At 69.5% G+C, this 18,239-nt stretch carries 12 protein-coding genes; 5 read left to right on the forward strand and 7 right to left on the reverse strand.

All coding sequences use genetic code 11. The features are described 5' to 3' along the window. From Q7P21_RS11665 to Q7P21_RS11675, 3 genes are all read right to left on the reverse strand, one after another. Positions 1–723: tetratricopeptide repeat protein (locus Q7P21_RS11665; protein WP_304177202.1), on the reverse strand; the 723-nt coding region annotated here is incomplete at its 3' end. Between the two features lie 68 nt (positions 724–791). Beyond that, positions 792–2,276, reverse strand: coding sequence for a bifunctional glutamate N-acetyltransferase/amino-acid acetyltransferase ArgJ (gene argJ, locus Q7P21_RS11670; RefSeq protein WP_304177204.1), 1,485 nt, complete (start codon positions 2,274–2,276; stop codon positions 792–794). Then, positions 2,273–3,286, reverse strand: a complete 1,014-nt coding sequence (locus tag Q7P21_RS11675; RefSeq protein ID WP_304167014.1) for a peptidylprolyl isomerase — start codon at positions 3,284–3,286, stop codon at positions 2,273–2,275. Before Q7P21_RS11675 ends, argJ begins: the two co-directional genes overlap by 4 nt. A 212-nt stretch (positions 3,287–3,498) precedes the next feature. Between Q7P21_RS11675 and Q7P21_RS11680 the strand changes: the two genes are divergently transcribed. The 3 genes from Q7P21_RS11680 to Q7P21_RS11690 all read left to right on the forward strand — a co-directional run bounded on the left by Q7P21_RS11680 (position 3,499) and on the right by Q7P21_RS11690 (position 7,848). Beyond that, positions 3,499–4,671, forward strand: a complete 1,173-nt coding sequence (locus Q7P21_RS11680; RefSeq protein WP_304167017.1) for an acetyl-CoA C-acyltransferase — start codon at positions 3,499–3,501, stop codon at positions 4,669–4,671. Positions 4,672–4,944: 273 nt separating this feature from the next. Beyond that, complete coding sequence (locus Q7P21_RS11685) at positions 4,945–6,129, forward strand: FIST signal transduction protein (protein ID WP_304177205.1); 1,185 nt, start codon at positions 4,945–4,947, stop codon at positions 6,127–6,129. Between the two features lie 3 nt (positions 6,130–6,132). Next, positions 6,133–7,848: an ATP-binding protein gene (locus tag Q7P21_RS11690; RefSeq protein WP_304167022.1), complete on the forward strand. Its 1,716-nt coding sequence runs from the start codon at positions 6,133–6,135 to the stop codon at positions 7,846–7,848. 1 nt (position 7,849) lies between these two features. On the opposite strand, the gene Q7P21_RS11695 is transcribed toward Q7P21_RS11690, so the two are convergent. Next, positions 7,850–9,076 (reverse strand): glycoside hydrolase family 1 protein, encoded by a 1,227-nt coding sequence (locus Q7P21_RS11695; RefSeq protein ID WP_304167025.1) that lies wholly within the window; start codon positions 9,074–9,076, stop codon positions 7,850–7,852. A 167-nt stretch (positions 9,077–9,243) separates the two neighbouring features. Here Q7P21_RS11695 and secA point away from each other — a divergent pair, with 167 nt between their 5' ends. After that, entirely contained in the window at positions 9,244–12,003 is a 2,760-nt protein-coding gene (secA, locus tag Q7P21_RS11700) for a preprotein translocase subunit SecA (RefSeq protein WP_304177207.1), read from the forward strand. Between the two features lie 30 nt (positions 12,004–12,033). On the opposite strand, the gene Q7P21_RS11705 is transcribed toward secA, so the two are convergent. Further along, entirely contained in the window at positions 12,034–12,381 is a 348-nt protein-coding gene (locus Q7P21_RS11705) for a hypothetical protein (protein WP_304167031.1), read from the reverse strand. Positions 12,382–12,637: 256 nt separating this feature from the next. On the opposite strand from Q7P21_RS11705, the gene bla reads away from it, so the two are divergent. After that, positions 12,638–13,744 carry a class A beta-lactamase gene (gene bla / locus Q7P21_RS11710; RefSeq protein ID WP_304167033.1) on the forward strand — a complete coding sequence of 369 codons (1,107 nt, stop codon included), beginning with the start codon at positions 12,638–12,640 and terminating at the stop codon, positions 13,742–13,744. Here bla and Q7P21_RS11715 read toward each other — a convergent pair. Together Q7P21_RS11715 and Q7P21_RS11720 are read right to left on the reverse strand one after the other, a co-directional pair. Next, positions 13,741–15,645 carry a methyl-accepting chemotaxis protein gene (locus Q7P21_RS11715; protein WP_304177209.1) on the reverse strand — a complete coding sequence of 635 codons (1,905 nt, stop codon included), beginning with the start codon at positions 15,643–15,645 and terminating at the stop codon, positions 13,741–13,743. The genes bla and Q7P21_RS11715 overlap by 4 nt on opposite strands. 524 nt (positions 15,646–16,169) lie before the next feature. Further along, positions 16,170–18,239, reverse strand: a 2,070-nt coding sequence (locus Q7P21_RS11720) for an AMP-binding protein (RefSeq protein WP_304177211.1), incomplete at its 5' end; no start/stop codon positions are given.

An 18,239-nucleotide genomic window follows, 5' to 3' on the forward strand; every position in this document is an offset into this window, starting at 1 on the left:
CCACCAGACGAGACCGCGAAGGCGGAACGCATCCTCGCTGGGCTGGATCGCGATCGCCCGGCTCAGGTCGGCGATCGCGCCGTCCAGATCGGACATGGCCCACCGTGCCCGGCCGCTGTCACGCCAAGCCTTCGCATAGGTCGGGTCAGCCGCAACCGCGCGATTGAAGTCTTCCAGGGCGGCGTTGAACTTGCCCCGATGGAACGCGATATCGCCCCGTCCTGTAAAAGCGATCTCGTCGGCGGGATTGCGCGCCAGAGCCCCCTCGAACGCCACGAGGGCGTGGTCAAGATCGCCTTGGTCAAACAGCGTCAAGCCTCGAAAGTCGAACGCGAGGGAGTCAGCGGGATTCAATCGCTCCGAGGTGTCATAGTCAGCAAAAGCGCCCTCGAAGTCCTTCGCAAGGCTCCGGATCACGCCTCTATGCGCGTAAAGTCTGCTGTCATTGGGCCAAGACAGGATCGCCGCGTCGAGAAGCTTGATCGCGGCTTGCGGGTCGCCGCCCTTCACCAGAAAGAGGTACGTTTCGGAGATCACGGACTCTGGAGACCTGGCCTGAGAACCCTTGGTCTGGGCATGACCGGCGGCGTCGTTCGGGAGCGGTTTTTCAGAATGCGCGCTCGCAACACCCTCCACGGGCTGGCTGTGCGCCGGGACGCCGCCAAGCAGGCTGACCACCGAGGCGAGACACAAGACAGACTTTGAAATGGATCGCGCCCGCATGGGAGCCATCCAAACCACGGGCTCGGCCGGTCACGCCACCACCCTCAACCCCGGGTAGATTCAGCCGATCAGCTGCGATAGTCGCCGTTGATCGCCACATATTGCTTGGTCAGGTCGCAGGTCCAGACGGTGGCCGCGCCGCGCCCGACGCCGACGTCGACGCTGACCTCCAGCTCCTGGCGCTTCATGTAGGCGCTCATCTTGGCCTCGTCATAGGTGGGCGAGATCAGGCCGTCCTGGGCGGCGACCAGGGGACCGAACTGGATCTTCACCCGGTCGCGGTCGATCGGCTCGTCGGCGCGGCCTATGGCCATGGCGATGCGGCCCCAATTGGCGTCCTCGCCGGCGAAGGCGGTCTTGACCAGCGGGCTCTCGGCGACGGTGCGGGCGATCTTGCGGGCCGAGGCCTGGGTCTGGGCGCCGGTGACATTGATCTTGACGAACTTGGTCGCGCCCTCGCCGTCGCGGACCAGCTGGAGGGCGAGGTCGAGCAGCACGGCCTCGAGCTTCAGGCGGAAGTCGGCCAGCCGGTGGTCGCCGGCCCGGGTGATCTTGGGTGCGCCGGACTGGCCGGTGGCGAACAGCAGCAGGGTGTCGTTGGTCGAGCGGTCGCCGTCCACCGTCACGCAGTTGAAGGTGGTGCGGGTATAGAGGCTCGCCAGGGTCTGCAGGGCGGCCGGCGCGATGGCGGCGTCGGTGGCGACGAAGGCCAGCATGGTCGCCATGTCCGGCGCAATCATGCCGGAGCCCTTGCAGATGCCGGCGATCTTGACCTTCTCGCCATCGATCATCGCCTCGGCATAGGCGCCCTTCGGGAAGGTGTCGGTGGTCATGATGGCCCGGGCCGCGCCCGACCAGCCGTCATCAACCAGGCGATGTTCGATGTCGGGCAGGCGCTGGGTGATCTTGGCGTCGTCCAGCAGCACGCCGATCACGCCGGTGGAGGCCACCATCACGTCGCGCTGGCGGCAGTCGAAGCGCTTGGCCACGGCCGAGGCCACCCGGCGCACGGCGTCGGCGCCGGGCCGGCCGGTGAAGGAGTTGGCGCAGCCGGCATTGACCACCAGGGCCCGGGCGTCGGCGCCCTTGCTGAGTTCCAGATGCTTCTTGCACCAGTCGACCGGGGCCGAGCCTATGCCGTGGCGGGTGAACACCCCCGCCGCGCTGGTGCCGCGCGCGAAGCGCATGACCAGCAGGTCCTCGCGCTCATGCTTGTAGAATCCGGCCCGGGCGGTCGCCAGCTGCACGCCGGCGATCGGCGGCATCTTCGGGAAGGGCACGGCCAGCGGCGAGACCGGCAGGGCGCCCTTGGCCGGCGCCGCGGCGGCGGGAGCGTCCTCGCCAAACGGCCGCGAGGCCTTGTCGGCGCGCTTCAGGGCCGCGCGCTTCAGGGCGCTGGCCAGGGGGTCGAGCGCCTGCTGCAGGGTCTGTCCGACCACCTCCACCGGCTTGGCGGCGACCTCGAAGGCGAGCTCGGCCGGGCTCTTGGCGTGGGCCGCCTTGGGTTTGGCCGGGGCCTTGGCGGCCGGCTTGGGCGTGGGCGTGCGGGTCATGGCTTCACCGCCTTGGCCGGGGGTTGCTGCGGCGCGCCGGGCGGCGGCGGAACCGGCTTCGCCGCGCCGGCGGGAAGCTTCGGCGGCCCGGACAGGGTCGGCGGGGCGCTGGCCGGCTCCTGGGGCTGGCCGGGCACGTCCTGCGGCGACTTGATCAGGGTCTGGACCTTGGCGCGGCCGCGCAGCTTCTCCAGCAGGTCGCGGACCTGATCATAGGTCAGGAAACGCACGATCTGCGGCCTGGCGGCCTCCAGGGTGATGGGCTGCTCCAGCCGGCGATCCTCGACCTTGACGATGGCCCAGCCGCCGTCGATCTCGAACGGACCGATGACCTGGCCGACCTTGGCGGTCTTCAGATTGGTCTCATAGGCCTCGGGCATGACGTCGGTGGTGAAATAGCCGAGGTCGCCGCCATTGAAGCGGGTCGCCGCGTCGGTGGAGCGCTCCATGGCCAGGGCCTCGAAGGAGGCGCCGGTGCCCAGGAGCTTCTTGACCGCGTCGGCCTCGGTGAGGGTCGGCAGCACGATCTGGCGGGCGTGAATCTCTTCGGACTGTTTGGCGAGCTTCAGCTGCTCCTGATAGAGGCCGCGGATCGCGTTCTCATTGACGGCGTCGGAGACCGTGCTCTCGACCAGCATGTCGCCCAGGATGCGCTCGCGGGCGGCGGCCAGGCGGCGCTGGGCCACGGGGTCCTTGTCGAGCTTGCGCTTCAGCGCCTCGGTGGCCAGCAGCTTCTGGTCGACCACCTCGTCCATCACCCGGCGGAACAGGTCGGAGGAGACATCGAGGGGTTCGCCCTCGCCGATCAGGCCCTGGGCGACCGCTTCGCGTTTCACGTCGGAGGCCCAGACGGTCTTGGCGTCCACCCGGGCCACCGCCTGGTCGCCGGGCTCGGGCGGGTGTTCCGCGCCATTGCGGCCGCCGCAGGACGCCAGCACCATCGACAGCGCCAGGGCGGCCGCGATCGTGCCGAGATTGCCTGCGATCCGGGTGAAAACTGCCTTCGCCATACGGCCTCGCCTGTTGGATCTCAGCGCCCCGGGGGCGCACTCGTCCCTAGATCAGGACTCCTTGGGTGGAAAGGCTTTTCGCCGCCAACCGCCCCTGGCGGGCGCGGGGCTCGCTAGCCATTTCCGCAACGGGACCCTAAGGTCGCGCCCTATCAAAGCCGACGGGGTCTCGAGGGGAGCCTCGGCGGTCCATATTTTTGGGAGGATTTTTCATGTCACGCGAAGCCGTTATTGTTTCTTACGCCCGCACCGGTCTGGCCAAGTCGGCCCGCGGCGGGTTCAATATGACCCCCACTGTCACCATGGCCGCCCACGCGGTGAAGCACGCCGTCGAGCGGGCCGGCGTCTCCCTGGATGCGGTCGAAGACTGCATCATCGGCAATGTGGCGCACGGCGCCGGCAATATGGGCCGCCAGGCGGCGCTGCTGGCCGGCCTGCCGATCACCACCTCGGGCGTGACCGTCAACCGCTTCTGCTCCTCGGGCCTGCAGACCATCGCCACCGCCGCCAACTATGTCCGCAATGACGGCGCCGACGTGGTCGTGGCTGGCGGCGTCGAGTCGCTGTCCTTCCCCGGCGGCGGCGGCTCCATGTCCAACAACGATCCGGCGCTCGGCGCGCAATATCCGGCGATCTTCATGCCGATGATCGACACCGCCGACATCGTCGCCGAACGCTACAAGGTCAGCCGCGAATCCCAGGACGAGTTCTCGCTGGAATCCCAGCGCCGCATGGCCGCCGCCCAGCAGGCCAACAAGTTCAAGGACGAGATCGTCGCCCTGAAGACCAAGATGAAGGTCGTCAACAAGGAGACCAAGGAAGAGACCATCGTCGACGCCCTGGTCGACCGCGATGAGTGCAACCGTCCCGACACCACCCTGGAAGGCCTGCAAAAGCTCCAGCCGGTGCGCGGCGAAGGCAAGTACATCACCGCCGGCAACGCCAGCCAGCTGTCCGACGGCGCCGCCGCCGTGGTGGTCATGGAAGCCAAGGCCGCCGAGAAGGCCGGGCTGTCGCCGCTCGGCGCCTTCCGCGGCTGGGCCGTGGCCGGTTGCGAGCCCGACGAAATGGGCATCGGCCCGGTGTTCGCCGTGCCCCGCCTGCTGGAGCGTCACGGCCTGAAGATCGACGACATCGATCTTTGGGAACTGAACGAGGCCTTCGCCTCCCAGTGCCTCTATTCCCGCGACAAGCTCGGCATCGATCCGGCCAAGTACAACGTCAATGGCGGCTCCATCGCCATCGGCCACCCCTATGGCATGACCGGCGCCCGCCTGACCGGCCACATCCTGCAGGAAGGCAAGCGTCGCGGCGCCAAGTGGGGCGTGGTGACCATGTGCATTGGCGGTGGCATGGGCGCCGCCGGCCTGATCGAAATCTTCTGATTTCGGAAGGCCGGAGGTCGGCGCCCATCACTCAAGGTGGCTGAAATCGCTATTCGCGATTTCGGCGGGCGCCGCCGGCCTGATCGAAATCTTCTGATTTCGGAAAATTGACGATCTCCTGGTTCGCCAGGACTCAGAATCCCCGGTCCGCAAGGGCCGGGGGTTTTTCGTGGGGGTCATCTTGCCTCTGCGACAGTCGGCCGCACCGCAAGTGGCGGAGCTTGTTTAACAACTCCCGTCTAGGGCTGGAGCCTTCAAGCCTTCGAGGGAACCTTGCGCGCAGCCTCGGCCTTCAGCATTGACGCGGACACCGGCGCCTGCGCCGCGACTGCCGCCGCCGATCTCATCGCCGCGCTGGGCGAGATCCCCGACATCGTCATGGTCTACGCCACCGAGCACCACGCCGGCCCGGCCCTGATCGAGAGCCTCTCCACCGGCCTGCCCGGCGCGCGCCTGATCGGCGGGACATCCTGCGGCGGGGTGATGACCGAGGCCGGCTTCCACGCCAGCGCGGATGGGGCCCTGGGTCTGTTCGGCCTATGCGATCCGTCCGGCGCCTTCGGGGTCGGGTTCGCCCCGATCGGCGACGACGCCCACGCCGCAGGTGAGGCGGCCATGGCCAGCGCCCTGGCGGACGCCGGCCGCGATTTCGAATGCCCGACCCTGGTCTGGTGCTGCCAGCCCCCCGGGACCGAGGAGCGCGTCCTGAGCGGCGTCGAGGCGGTCATCGGCCGACGCACCCCGATCATCGGCGGCAGCTCGGCCGACGAGTCCATAGCCGGCGCCTGGCGCCAGTTCGCCACCGGCCAGCTGCTGGTCGACCATGTGGTGGTGGCCGCCCTGTTCCCCTCGGTCCGGCACGGCGCCGCCTTCCAGAGCGGCTACGCCCCCACCGACCGCGAGGGCGTGGTGACCAAGGCCCATGACCGCCAGGTGCTGGAGATCGACCACCGCCCGGCCGGCGAGATCTATAGCGGCTGGACCGACGGCGAGGTCTGCGCGACCGCCGCCGGCGCCATTCTCGCCAAGTCCACCCCCACACCCCTGGGCCGGGTCGCGGCCGAGGTCGGCGGGGTGCCGATGTTCGTGCTGTCCCATCCGGCCCTGATGGGCGCCGGCGGCGACCTCTCCCTGTTCACCGACATCGCCGAGGGCGACCACATCCACCTGATGCGCGGTTCTCCCGACAGCCTGGTGAAGCGCGCGGGCCTGGTGGTCGCCGACGCGCTGGCCATGGGCGGTTGGTCGCCGCAGGAGACCGCCGGCGGTCTGGTGATCTATTGCGGCGGCTGCATGCTGCATGTGCGCGAGCGCATGGACGAGGTGGCCGCCCAGGTCCGCGAGGCCATGGGCGGGGCGCCGTTCCTGGGCGCCTTCACCTTCGGCGAGCAGGGCGCGATCGTCGACAGCTGCAACCGGCATGGAAACCTGATGGTCTCCGCCCTCGCCTTCGGCTGACCCATGGAAGACATCGAGCAGCTCCGCGAAGCCCTGGCCTCAGCCAAGCAGATCGAAGCCGCCCAAGCCCAGCGGCTGCGCGAGCAGGACCTGGTGCTCTCCGGCCTGGCGGCGCTGCAGGACAATGACGATCCGGCGAAGCTGTTCAGCCGCGCCTTCGGCCTGCTGCGCGAGGCCGTTGATTTCCAGCATGCCCTGGTCCTGGCCCCGGGCCCCGAGGGCTTCATCTGCCGCGCGTCCACCGCGCCTGAGGCCCTGGGCGAGGTCTGGCCCATGGGCGGCTTCTTCAGCCGCGTGGCCAATGGCCGGGCCGCCGTGGTGCCCGACAATTCCAAGCCGCCGGAATGGGCCAGCGGGACGGCCTTCGTCCCGCCGCCGGGCGGCGGGGTCTATGCGCCGATCAGCGCCGAGGGCGGCCACGGCCTGCTGATCCTCACCCATGCCGAACACGGGGTCTATTCCGCCCATGAGGCCAATCTGGTCTCCCGCCTGGGCCTGTTGATCTCCCAGACCCTGGCGGCCGGCCAGCGCCGCCGGCTGGAGAACGAGCGCCAGATCGCCGTTCAGGCCAATGAGGCCAAGTCCCGCTTCCTGGCCAATATGAGCCACGAGATCCGCACCCCCCTGAACGGGGTCACCACCGTGGCGGAGTTGCTGGCCCGCACCGCGCTCGACCCCCGGCAGGGCGAGATGGCCGCGCTGATCGTCGAGTCCGGCAAGATGCTGGAGCGCCTGCTCGGCGACGTGCTGGACTTCGCCCGCATCGAGGCGGGCCATCTGGCCATCGAGGCCGCCGCCTTCGCCCTGGAGCCCAGCCTGGCGGCGGTGACCGAGCTGTTCGCCGCCAAGGCCGACGCCAAGGGCATAGGCTTCAGGGCCCAGGTCGATCCCTCGGCCCAGGGGACCTTCCAAGGCGACGATCTGCGGGTTCGTCAGGTGGTCGCCAACCTGCTGGGCAACGCGGTCAAGTTCACCGACCAGGGCGAGGTCGTCATGACCGTCGCCGCCCGGGATCTGGATGAAGACTGTGAGATCTCGGTCACGGTGCGCGACACCGGCCCCGGCTTCACGGAGGCGGTCGCCCAGCGGCTGTTCTCGCGCTTCGAGCAGGGCGACGATTCCATCACCAAGTCGTTCGCCGGCGCCGGCCTGGGCCTGGCGATCTCCCGCGCCCTGGCCCAGCTGATGGGCGGCGACATCACCTGCTCCGGCGCCCCCGGCGCAGGCGCCGAATTCGTCTTCACCTTCCGCGCCCCCCGCGCCCGGCCGGTCGCCACGCCACAGGTCGAGGCGATGGCGGACCCCACCGGCGATGGGCCCCGGGTCCTGGTGGTCGAGGACAATCCCAACAACCGCAAGATCGTCGGCATGATCCTGGAGCTGATCCAGGCGGAGACCATCTTCGCCGAGAACGGTCAGGAGGGGCTGGACGCCTACAGCCCCCACCGGTTCGACGCCGTGCTGATGGACCTGCAGATGCCGGTGATGGACGGCCTGACCGCCACCCGGATGATCCGCGAACGCGAGCGCCAGGAGGGCGTGGCGCCGATCCCGATCATCGTGGTCTCCGCCAACGCCATGACCCACCATGTCGCCGAGTCCCTGGCCTGCGGGGCGAGCGCCCATCTGGCCAAGCCGATCCAGCCCCTGCGGCTGATCCAGACCCTGGCCGCCCTGCTCGACCCGGATCGCGCCGAGGCGGAGCGCGGCGCGGCCTGATTCAGGGGCCCTCGGGATGGCGCCGCGCGAAGTCGCCCAGCCAATGGGCGCTGTCACGGACCTGGCGGGCGAAGGTGCGGCGATCGACGCCGATCAGGCCGAAGGTCGGGCCGTAGCCGTGCATCCACTCGAAATTGTCCAGCGCCGACCAGTGGACATAGCCCCAGACCTCGGTCCCCTGCGCCCGCGCTACGGCCAGCCCCTCCAGCGCGCGGCGGGTATAGTCGGCGCGCTCAGGATCATGGCTGGCAGCGATGCCGTTCTCGGTCACCAGGATCGGCTTGCCGGTCCGCTGGGCGGCATAGCTGACCGCGTGGCCCAACGCCTGGGGATAGACCTCCCAGCCGGTCAGGGTCAGCGCCTCGCCGTCCGGCGGCGGCAGCCGGCCCTCAGGGCCGAACAGTTCGCGGGTATAGGTCTGGACGCCTACGAAATCGTCGCCCTTGGCGAGGTCCAGCCAACGGTCCTGGGTCTCGGCGCGGACCCGGTCGCGGTGCGCCTCGCCGCCCGGCGTCGCCTGCAGATCCGGCAGGGCCAGGGTCAGGCCGACCGGCGCCCCGGTGGCGGCGCGCACCGCCTCGGCCGCCAGGATATGAGCCCGGGCCAGCACCTCCGGCGCCCGGCCGTCATGGGTCAGGAAGGTTGAGAACCTGGAGGCCTCGATCCGCGACGCCGCCGCCGCCCGCAGCTTCTCCAGCCGCCGGGCCCGGCGGGCCGGCGCGAGCTCGAAGCCCAGGCTGGCCAGGTTGATCTCGTTGAAGGTCACCCAGGCCGCGACACGATCGCCCAGGTGCTCGGCGACCCGGGCGCAGTGGTCGGCGAAGCGGTCGGCCGCCCCGGCCTCATCCCAGCCGCCGGCCTGGGCCAGCCACAGGGGCGAGGTGAAATGGTGCAAGGTGACCAGCGGCGTCAGCCCCCGCGCCAGACAGGCGTCGGCCATGCGCGCATAGTGGTCGAGGGCGGCCATCGAGACGCGCCCCGCCTCGGGCTCGATCCGCGCCCATTCCACCGAGAATCGATAGGCGTTCAGCCCCAGGCCGGCCAGCAGGTCCAGGTCGCCTTCATAGCGGTGATAGTGGTCGACCGCGTCACCCGAGGGTTCGCGAAATCCACCGCCCCGGTCGGGCAGGTTCTCCAGCAACCAGATGTCATTGCCGACATTGCCGCCCTCGACCTGATGGGCGGCGGTCGCCGCGCCCCACAGAAATGTCGCCCAAGGCCTGTTCATATCCCTCTCACTCCCCTTGCGGCCGCCCGATCCGTGCGCCACTTGCGTTGACACTGGACGGGCCGCTGCTTAAGTCTCGCGCGCCCTGAAAAGAGCGAAATTTCCGGGCAGGCCAAGGGGCTTAGACCCGCCCCGCCCCTCCCCCGCATCACTCCGGACCCATTCCCTTGAGCATCTTCCAACGGTTCTTCGGCTCTTCCAACGACCGCAAGGTCAAGGCCCTGGCGGCGCGGGTCGCGAAGATCAACAGCTTCGAGCCGCAGATCCAGGCGCTTTCCGACGAGGCTCTGCGGGCCAAGACCCAGGAGTTCAAGGACCGCCTGGCCAAGGGCGAGACCCTCGACCAGCTGATGGAAGAGGCCTTCGCCGTGGTGCGCGAGGCCTCGCGCCGGGTGTTGGGCCAACGCCATTACGATGTCCAGCTGGTCGGCGGCATGATGCTGCACCAGGGCGGCATCGCCGAGATGCGGACCGGCGAGGGCAAGACCCTGGTCGCCACCGCGCCCACCTATCTGAATGCGCTCACCGGCAAGGGCGTCCACGTCATCACCGTCAACGACTACCTCGCCCAGCGCGACGGCGAGTGGATGGGTCAGGTCTATCAGTTCCTCGGCCTGACGGTCGGCACCATCGTCCACGGCCTGTCCCAGACCCAGCGCAAGCAGGCCTACCAGTCGGACATCACCTACGGGACGAACAACGAGTTCGGCTTCGACTATCTGCGCGACAACCTGGTCTATGACGTCGAGGAGATGGTCCAGCGCGGCCACCATTTCGTGATCGTCGACGAGGTGGACTCCATCCTGATCGATGAGGCGCGCACGCCGCTGATCATCTCGGGCCCCACCGAGGACCGTTCGGAATTCTACAAGACCATCGATCTCCTGGTGAAGGAGTTGATCAAGGACCCGACCACCTTCGATCACGACGAGAAGCAGCGGCAGGTGATCCTGACCGAGGACGGCTCGGAGAAGATCGAGGAGATCCTGATGGAGGGCGGCCACCTGGCCGAGGACTCCGCCGGGCTCTATGACGCCGCCAACGTCTCGGTGGTCCACCACGTCAACCAGGCCCTGCGCGCCAACATCCTCTACACCCGCGACAAGGACTATATCGTCCGCGCCGGCGAGGTGATCCTGATCGACGAGTTCACCGGCCGCATGATGCATGGCCGCCGCCTGTCCGAGGGCCTGCACCAGGCCATCGAGGCCAAGGAAGGCGCCCACATCCAGCCCGAGAACCAGACCCTGGCCTCGGTCACCATCCAGAACTATTTCCGCCTCTATGAGAAGCTGTCGGGCATGACCGGCACGGCGGCCACCGAGGCCCAGGAATTCGGCGACATCTATCAGATGGACGTCTCCGAGATTCCGACCAACCGCCCGGTGGCGCGGATCGACGACGACGACGAGGTCTATCGGACCGAGGCCGAGAAGAACCAGGCGATCCTCAAGCAGATCGAGGAATGCTTCACGCGCGGCCAGCCGGTGCTGGTGGGCACGGTGTCGATCGAGAAGTCCGAAACCCTGTCGACCCTGCTGAACGGCCACAAGTTCGAGGCCAATGGCAAGAAGTACAACGGCATTCCGCACAACGTGCTGAACGCCCGCTATCACGAGCAGGAAGCCTTCATCGTCGCCGACGCCGGCGTGCCCGCGGCGGTGACCATCGCCACCAACATGGCCGGCCGCGGCACCGACATTCAGCTCGGCGGCAATGTCGACATGAAGCTGGCCAAGTGGCGCGACGAGCAGCGCGGCCTGGGCGTCGAGGTGACGCCGGAGAAGGCGCTCGAACAGAAGGCGATCTTCGAGGCCGAGATCAAGGACCTGAAGGACAAGGCCCTGGCGGCCGGCGGCCTGTTCGTCCTGGGCACGGAACGTCACGAAAGCCGCCGGATCGACAACCAGCTGCGCGGCCGGACCGGCCGCCAGGGCGACCCCGGCCATTCGAAGTTCTTCCTGTCCTGCGAGGACGACCTGCTGCGCATCTTCGCCGGCGAGCGTCTGGACTCGATCATGCGCACCTTCGGGGTCCAGGAAGGCGAGGCGATCACCCACAAGTGGCTGAACGGCGCCATCGCCACGGCCCAGAAGCGCGTCGAGCAGCGCAACTATGAGATCCGCAAGAACCTCCTGAAGTACGACGACGTCGTCAACGACCAGCGCAAGGCGGTGTTCGAGCAGCGCGCCGAGTTCATGACCACGGCCGACCTGTCCGACGTCATCAACGAGATGCGCCAGGACACCATCGAGGATCTGGTCACCCGCCACCTGCCGCCCAAGGCCTATGCCGAGCAGTGGGACGTGGCCGGCCTCGACGAGCATGTCCGCGGCATGCTGGGCCTCGAACTGCCCATCGCCGCCTGGGCCGCCGAGGAAGGCATCGCCAACGAGGAGATCCAGACCCGCATCCTGGCCGCCGCCGAAGCCCGCGCCGCCGAGCGCGAGCAGGCCATCAGCCCCGAGCAGATGCGCAATATCGAGAAGAGCTTCCTGCTGCAGATGGTCGACATGCAGTGGCGCGAGCACCTGATGCACCTGGACCACCTGCGCAACGTCATCGGCCTGCGCGGCTACGGCCAGCGCGATCCGCTGAACGAGTACAAGACCGAGGCCTTCTCCCTGTTCGAGAAGCTGCTGATCGACCTGCGCCAGAACGTGACCCGCTGGCTGATGACCGTGGAATTCCAGTTCGAACAGCCGGAGCCCGCGCCCCAGAGCCGCTTCACCGAGGTGCATCTGGACCCCCTGAGCGGCGAGAACGCCGCCCAGATGGGCCTGCTGCCGGACGGTCTGTCGCCGGAACAGCGCCAGGCCCTGCCGATCTCCGCCCTGCCCCAGGGCTGGGAAGACACTGGCCGCAACGCCGCCTGCCCCTGCGGGTCAGGCAAGAAGTTCAAGCATTGCCACGGCGCCCTGGTCTGAGGACCAGGACGACCGGGCCGAGGCCGGCGCTCAGCCGGCGTCGCCGAACCGGGGATCCCTGAGATTGGCGTCGAGGGCCCCGTCGGCCAGGCGCCAGCGGTGCGAGCCGGCGCCGAACGGCAGGTCGAACAGCCGGACATGGCCCAGGCCGCCCTGGTTCAAGCCGCGATCAAAGGCCCCGATCAGGTCCTCGCGCAGCTCTTGCGGCGGGCTGCGGTGGTCGAAGCCGGCGCGGCGGGCGATGTCGCCAATCACCACGTCACGGTGCGCCTGGCCGCCATAGGACTGCAGGGAGCGGGCGATCTCGAACACCAGGGCCTCGCCGAGGGTCGGCTTCTTGCGCCGGACCTGGCGCGGAAACGAGACGACGTCCGACATATCACTCCCCCGCGCATGACGGCTGACCGTCGCAAACTCGCCACAGCCACCTGGCGCTGGCAACGGCGCCGCGCCTCAAACTGGGTCAATGCGTCGCACCCGGGCGCCTAGGGTGGGTTCTGGCGCAGGCGCGCGCCACCCAGCGCCTTGATCGCGGGCGCCGACGCCCGCCTGGGGTGAGCCGGTTGGCTCCACGCGTCCATGGGCCCTATGATGGCGCGATCGGACCCGGGCCAGGACAAAGGGGGGCCACGCCGTGTCGACCCGCCGCGCCCTATCCTTCGGCCGCATGCTGCCGCGCCTGGTCGTGGCCAGCGGCCTGCTGTCCCTCGTGCTCCTGATCCCGGTGGCCAAGACCGAGCCCGAACAGAAGGTCGACGGCCGCGTGGTCCGCCAGGCCGCCGCCGCCCTCGCCGCCCCGGACCTCAGCGCCCGCATCGCCGATCTGGGCGAGGGCTTCGACGGCCGTGTGGGCATTTCCGTCCGCGATCTGACGGAGGGCTGGACCACCAATTTCGATGGCGACACCGCCTATCCGCAGCAGAGCGTCAGCAAGCTGTGGGTGGCGCTGGCCGCCCTGGACGCCGTCGACCGGGGCCGACTGGCCCTGGAGGACACGGTCACCATCCGCCCCGAGAACCTCAGCGTCTTCCACCAGCCGATCCGCGCCCGGGTGGTCAGCGCCGGCGCCTATGCGGCCACGATCCGCCAGCTGCTGGCCGGGGCCATCAGCCAGAGTGACAACACCGCCAATGACGTGCTGCTGAGCACGGTCGGCGGCCGCGCCGTGGTCCAGGCCGCCGTCAACGCCCGGGGCCTGGCCGGCATCACCGCCAGTCCCAGCGAGCGGGACATGCAGACCGAGACGGCGGGCCTGGAATGGCGGCGTGAATATTCCTTCGAGCACAGCTTCTGGAATGACCGGGACAAGCTGCCGCTCGAGTTCCGGCGGGTCTCACTGGACGAGTATCTGGCCCATCCACCGGACGCCGCCACCCCCAATGGCATGGTCAACGCCCTGGACCGCCTGCACGCCGGCAAGCTGCTCGGCCCGCGATCCACCCAGTTGTTGCTGCAGCTGATGTTCGAGGCCGAGACCGGGCCCAGCCGCCTGAAGGCCGGCCTGCCGCCCGGCTGGACCCTGGCCCACAAGACCGGCACCGGCCAGGTCCTGGGGCCGGTCGCCACCGGCTTCAATGATGTGGGCGTGATCACCGCGCCCGACGGTCACGCCTATGCGGTGGCCGTGATGATCGCCCAGACCCGGACCTCGATCGAGACGCGCCAGGACGTGATGGTCGCCGTCGCCCGCGCCATCGTCGCCCACCATGACCGCGAGCTGGCCAGCCAGGCAGGGACTTAGAACTCTTCCCAGCTGTCCCCGCCCCGGGCGGGGGCGACCGGCGCTGCGCGGCCGCCGCTGGCCGCCATGCGCGGCCGGATGACCTGGGCGGCGCGGGTCGGCGGCGGTCCGCCGCTCATCCGGAAGCGGCCCACATAGCCCGACAGCACGTCGGCTTCGGTCTTCAGCCCATGGGTGGCGGCCGTCGCCTCCTCGACCATGGCGGCGTTCTGCTGGACCACCTGATCCATCTGGTTGACCGCGGCGTTGACCTCGGTCAGGCCGGTGGCCTGTTCGCCGGCGGCGGCGGCGATGGTGTTGACCAGGCCGTCGATGGCGGCGACCTGGTCGACGATCCGCTGCAGGGCCTCGCCGGTCTGGCCGACCAGCAGCACGCCGGAACTGACCTGGCTGGTGGAGGCCGAGATCAGGGCCTTGATCTCGCGGGCCGCGTCGGCGGACCGCTGGGCCAGCGCCCGGACTTCCGAGGCGACCACGGCGAAGCCCTTGCCGGCTTCGCCCGCCCGGGCGGCCTCGACCCCGGCATTGAGCGCCAGCAGGTTGGTCTGGAAGGCGATCTCGTCGATCACCCCGATGATCTGGGCGATCTGGCCGGAAGAGCCCTCGATCGCGGTCATCGCGGCCACGGCCTCGCGCACGACCTGGCCGGAGCGCTCGGCGTCGGAGCGGGCGGTGGCGACCACGCCGGAGGCCTCCTTGGCCCCGCTGGCGGTCTTCTTCACCGTGGCGGTGATCTGGTCCAGCGCTGCGGCGGTCTCTTCCAGGCTGGCGGCCTGCTGCTCGGTGCGGCGCGACAGGTCGTCGGAGGCGCGGCTGATCTCCTCGGTGCCGGCATTGACCCCGCCCGTTGCGGTGGCGATGGCGGTCATGGCCGCCTCCAGGGTGGAGACGGCGGCGTTGAAGTCGTCCTTCAGCTTCAGATAGCGGCCGGAGAAGTCGTCCTGGATGCGGGTCGCCAGGTCGCCGTCGGACAGCCTGGCGAGGCCGGCCGCCAGGGCGTCGACCACCTCTTCCTGCTCGGCCTGGACCTTGCGCCGCTCGGCCTCGTTGGCGGCGCGGGCCTGTTCGCTCTCGCCCCGGGCGGCCTCGGCCTCCTGTTGCAGGCGGTCATTGGCCAGGGCGGCCTCCTTGAAGGACAGCAGGGCCGCGGCCATCAGCCCGACCTCGTCCTTGCGGCCCACCCCCGGGACCTCGATGTGCTTGTCGCCGGCCGCCAGCCTGCGCATGACGGCGGTCATGGCGGTGACCGGGGCGGCGATGGCGCCCGACAGCAGGAGGCCGCCGCCCAGCGCGATGGCCCCGGTCAGGCTGATGCCGATCAACAGGGCCAGGCCGGATTGGCGCAGCGCGCGGGCCTGGGCCTTGGACTCCACGTCCAGCTGCTGCTTGGCGGTGTCGACCACCGCCTGGATGGTGTTTTCCACAGGCTCCACCGCCTTGTCGGCGACGCCGTCGTGGCGCACCAGCTCGACCGCCTGGGGCCGGGTGGCGGGATCGGCGCCCAGCTGCTCGCCCGGCTCGATGGCGGCGGCGCGATAGGCGGCGTAGGCGGTCTCGATGGCCTTGACCCGATCCTGGGCGGCGGCGTCTTCGCCGGCCAGCTTGTGCAGATCCGCCAGGGCGGCCAGGAACTTGGGCTTGTGCGCCTCTTCCAGCCGCTTGACGTAATAGTCGTCGCCGGAAAGCAGGAAGCCGCGCAGGGAGTTTTCCTGGCGGGTCAGGCGGAAGGCGGCGGTATTGGCCGCCTCCACCGCCGCATAGGACTGGTTCATCCGGTCGACCGACCGGTGGAAGGTCATGTTGTTGGCGAACAGGGTCGCGCCCATGCAGGCGATCGTTGCCAGCATGACGGCGAACACCGCCATCAGCTTGGTGGGGATCTTCAGGTCGCCGAACCGCATCGCCGTCTCCAGGGCCTCACCGCCGCCGGATCGCGCTAGTAGACCTAGCGTTGAACGCGACGCATGACGCCGAGTAAGCCTCGCGGCTTTACGGGGAGGTTAATCAAACCTTGCGGTGGGTGCGGCGGGGTGTCGCAGGCGTCTCGAACGCCAAAAAGTCCCGATCGCGGGGAAGCGACCGGGACTCATGGACGATCGGCGAGCCGGAGCCGCTTGTGGCGATCCCGACCCGCCGCGCCGAACCGTCCCCGCCCAGGAGGACGCCAAAAGGCAGGAACGATTCTAGTCTGTGAGGGGGTCTTGGGCGGGGCTCAGCCCTTGCCGCGCGACCAGATCGACACCCCGAACACCACTACGGCCAGCAGGCCGAAGCTTCCCGTGGCGCCCCAGAGATAGAGCGCTTGGACCAGGGTCGGCAGGTGGGGCATGGACGGTCTCCTCTTCGACAAGGAGAATGCCGCGCCCTGGCCGGCGCGCTTTGACGGAGATCAAAACGGCCGGGCTTCGTCGGAATAGCTAGGACTTCAGCTGCGCATGAAGCCCATCAGCCGGCCGATCCGGCTGCAATTGGCGCCCAGGTCGGGGGTCGGGGCGCGGTCCACGGCGCGCACATCGATCCGCGCGCCCCGGGGGTCGGGCAGGATCCGCACCACCACGTCGCTGCGCAGCCCGAACAGCAGGCTGCGGGCCGTGGCCTCCAGCCGTCCCTGGCGGGGATCGTCGGTGACCAGGGCCAGGCCCGCCTGCTCCATGGCCGACTTGGCGCGGGCATAGGCGGCGGCGGTATTGGCCGCCAGGATCAGCGGCCGGGCGACGGCGCAGGTCTCGGCGTTCACATCGGCCACCCGGCGGCCGGCATAGAACTCCGCGCCCAGGGGCACGATGGGATCGAACTCCACCGGCATGGCGTCGACGCCGCGCTCGCGCATCATGCGCTGGGAGAAGGTCAGGGGCCGGGCCCAGTCGGTGGCCACGTCATTGACCGGCGGATTGGTGATCTGCGCCTGGCGCATCCAGACATAGCCGCCCAGGGTGGCGAGGCTGAGCCCCAGCACCAGGAAGGCCTTCAGGCCCAGGCGTCCAAACCCGGCGAACAGGGCGATGATCACGCCCACCAGGCCGGTCGCCACGCTGAGCAGGGCGATCTTGGGCGCCCATTCCAGGGTGATCAGGCCCAGGCCGGTCTTCCAGTCCATCAGGCCGAAGCGGGTGCCCAGCATGGCCGCGCCGACCATGGCGGCGGGGGCCAGGGCGCCTAGCAGGGCCAGGTCGAGATAGCGATTGCCGAAGCCGCCGGACTTGGCCTTGCGATCGGCCTGCCGGTCGGCCTTGCGCAGGGTCTTGGCCTGGCCGGGGACGAACGGCAGGGTCAGGGGCGTGTCGCCAAACACATCGGCCTCTGGCGCCGGCAAGGGATCAGCCGGGACCTCTAGCCGGGGCGCTGCGGGAAAGCCCGCTTCCGCCACAGCCTCCGAGGCTTCCGCGCCCGGAAACTTGGTCTCCGTGAAAGTCGGCTCGATCACCGTCAGGCCGCGCACCCGCTCGGCCTGGACCGGCCGCGCCTGGGGCGACCAGGCGGTGTGGTCGGCGGGCGGCGGCTCATGATGAACCACCGGCGGCGCTTCGGCGTGAACCTCGGGCGCGGGAGCCTCGGGCGCGGGAGCCTCCGGCGGGTGGGCCTCTGGCGCCTGCGGTTCAGGCGCGTGGGCCACGGGCTCGGGCGCGTGGTGCGCCTCCGGCTCCGGATGAGCCTCCGGCTCGGGGGCGTAGATCTTCGGCTCCGGCGGGGCCGCCAGGGCCACGGTGGCGGCGACGGCCGCGCCCGCCGCGACGGCGGTCGGCAGCACATAATCGACCATGCGCTGGCGGATCAGCTTCTTGTCGATCTTGCCGGTGGCGCCCAGCGGGATGTCGTCGACGAAGACCACGTCGTCGGGCATCCACCACTTGGCGATCTTGCCCTCCAGATAGTGCAGGAACTCTTCCTTGGTCGCCGTCTCGCCGGCCTTCAGCTTGACCAGCAGCAGCGGCCGCTCGTCCCACTTGGGGTGGGCCACGCCGATCACGGCGGCCAGCTCGGCCTTGGGGTGGCCGGCGGCGATGTTCTCGATCTCGATGGAGCTGATCCACTCGCCGCCGGACTTGATCACGTCCTTGGAGCGGTCGGTGATCTGCATCACCCCGTGCTCGTCGATGGTGGCCACGTCGCCGGTGTCGAAATAGCCGTCGGCGTCGAGGATCTCGCCGCCGTCGCCCCGGAAATATTCCCCGACCACGAACGGGCCCTTGACCATCAGCTTGCCGAAGGTCGTCCCGTCATGGGGCAGCACCTTGCCGCCGTCGTCGATCAGCTTCAGGTCGATGCCGAGCGGCGGGCGGCCCTGCTTCAGCTTGAACTTCAGCTGGGCCTCGGCGTCCATGGCCGCGATCGCCGCATTGGGCGTGCCCTGGGTGCCCAGCGGCGAGGTCTCGGTCATGCCCCAGGCGTGGGTGACATCGACCCCATAGTCGTCGCGGAACCGGCGCACGATCGCCTCGGGCACCGCCGAGCCGCCGATCACCACCCGCTTCAGCGAGGTCAGCTTGCCGTTGGT

Source organism: Phenylobacterium aquaticum, assembly GCF_947378715.1.
Classification (GTDB): Bacteria; Pseudomonadota; Alphaproteobacteria; order Caulobacterales; family Caulobacteraceae; genus Phenylobacterium; species Phenylobacterium aquaticum_A.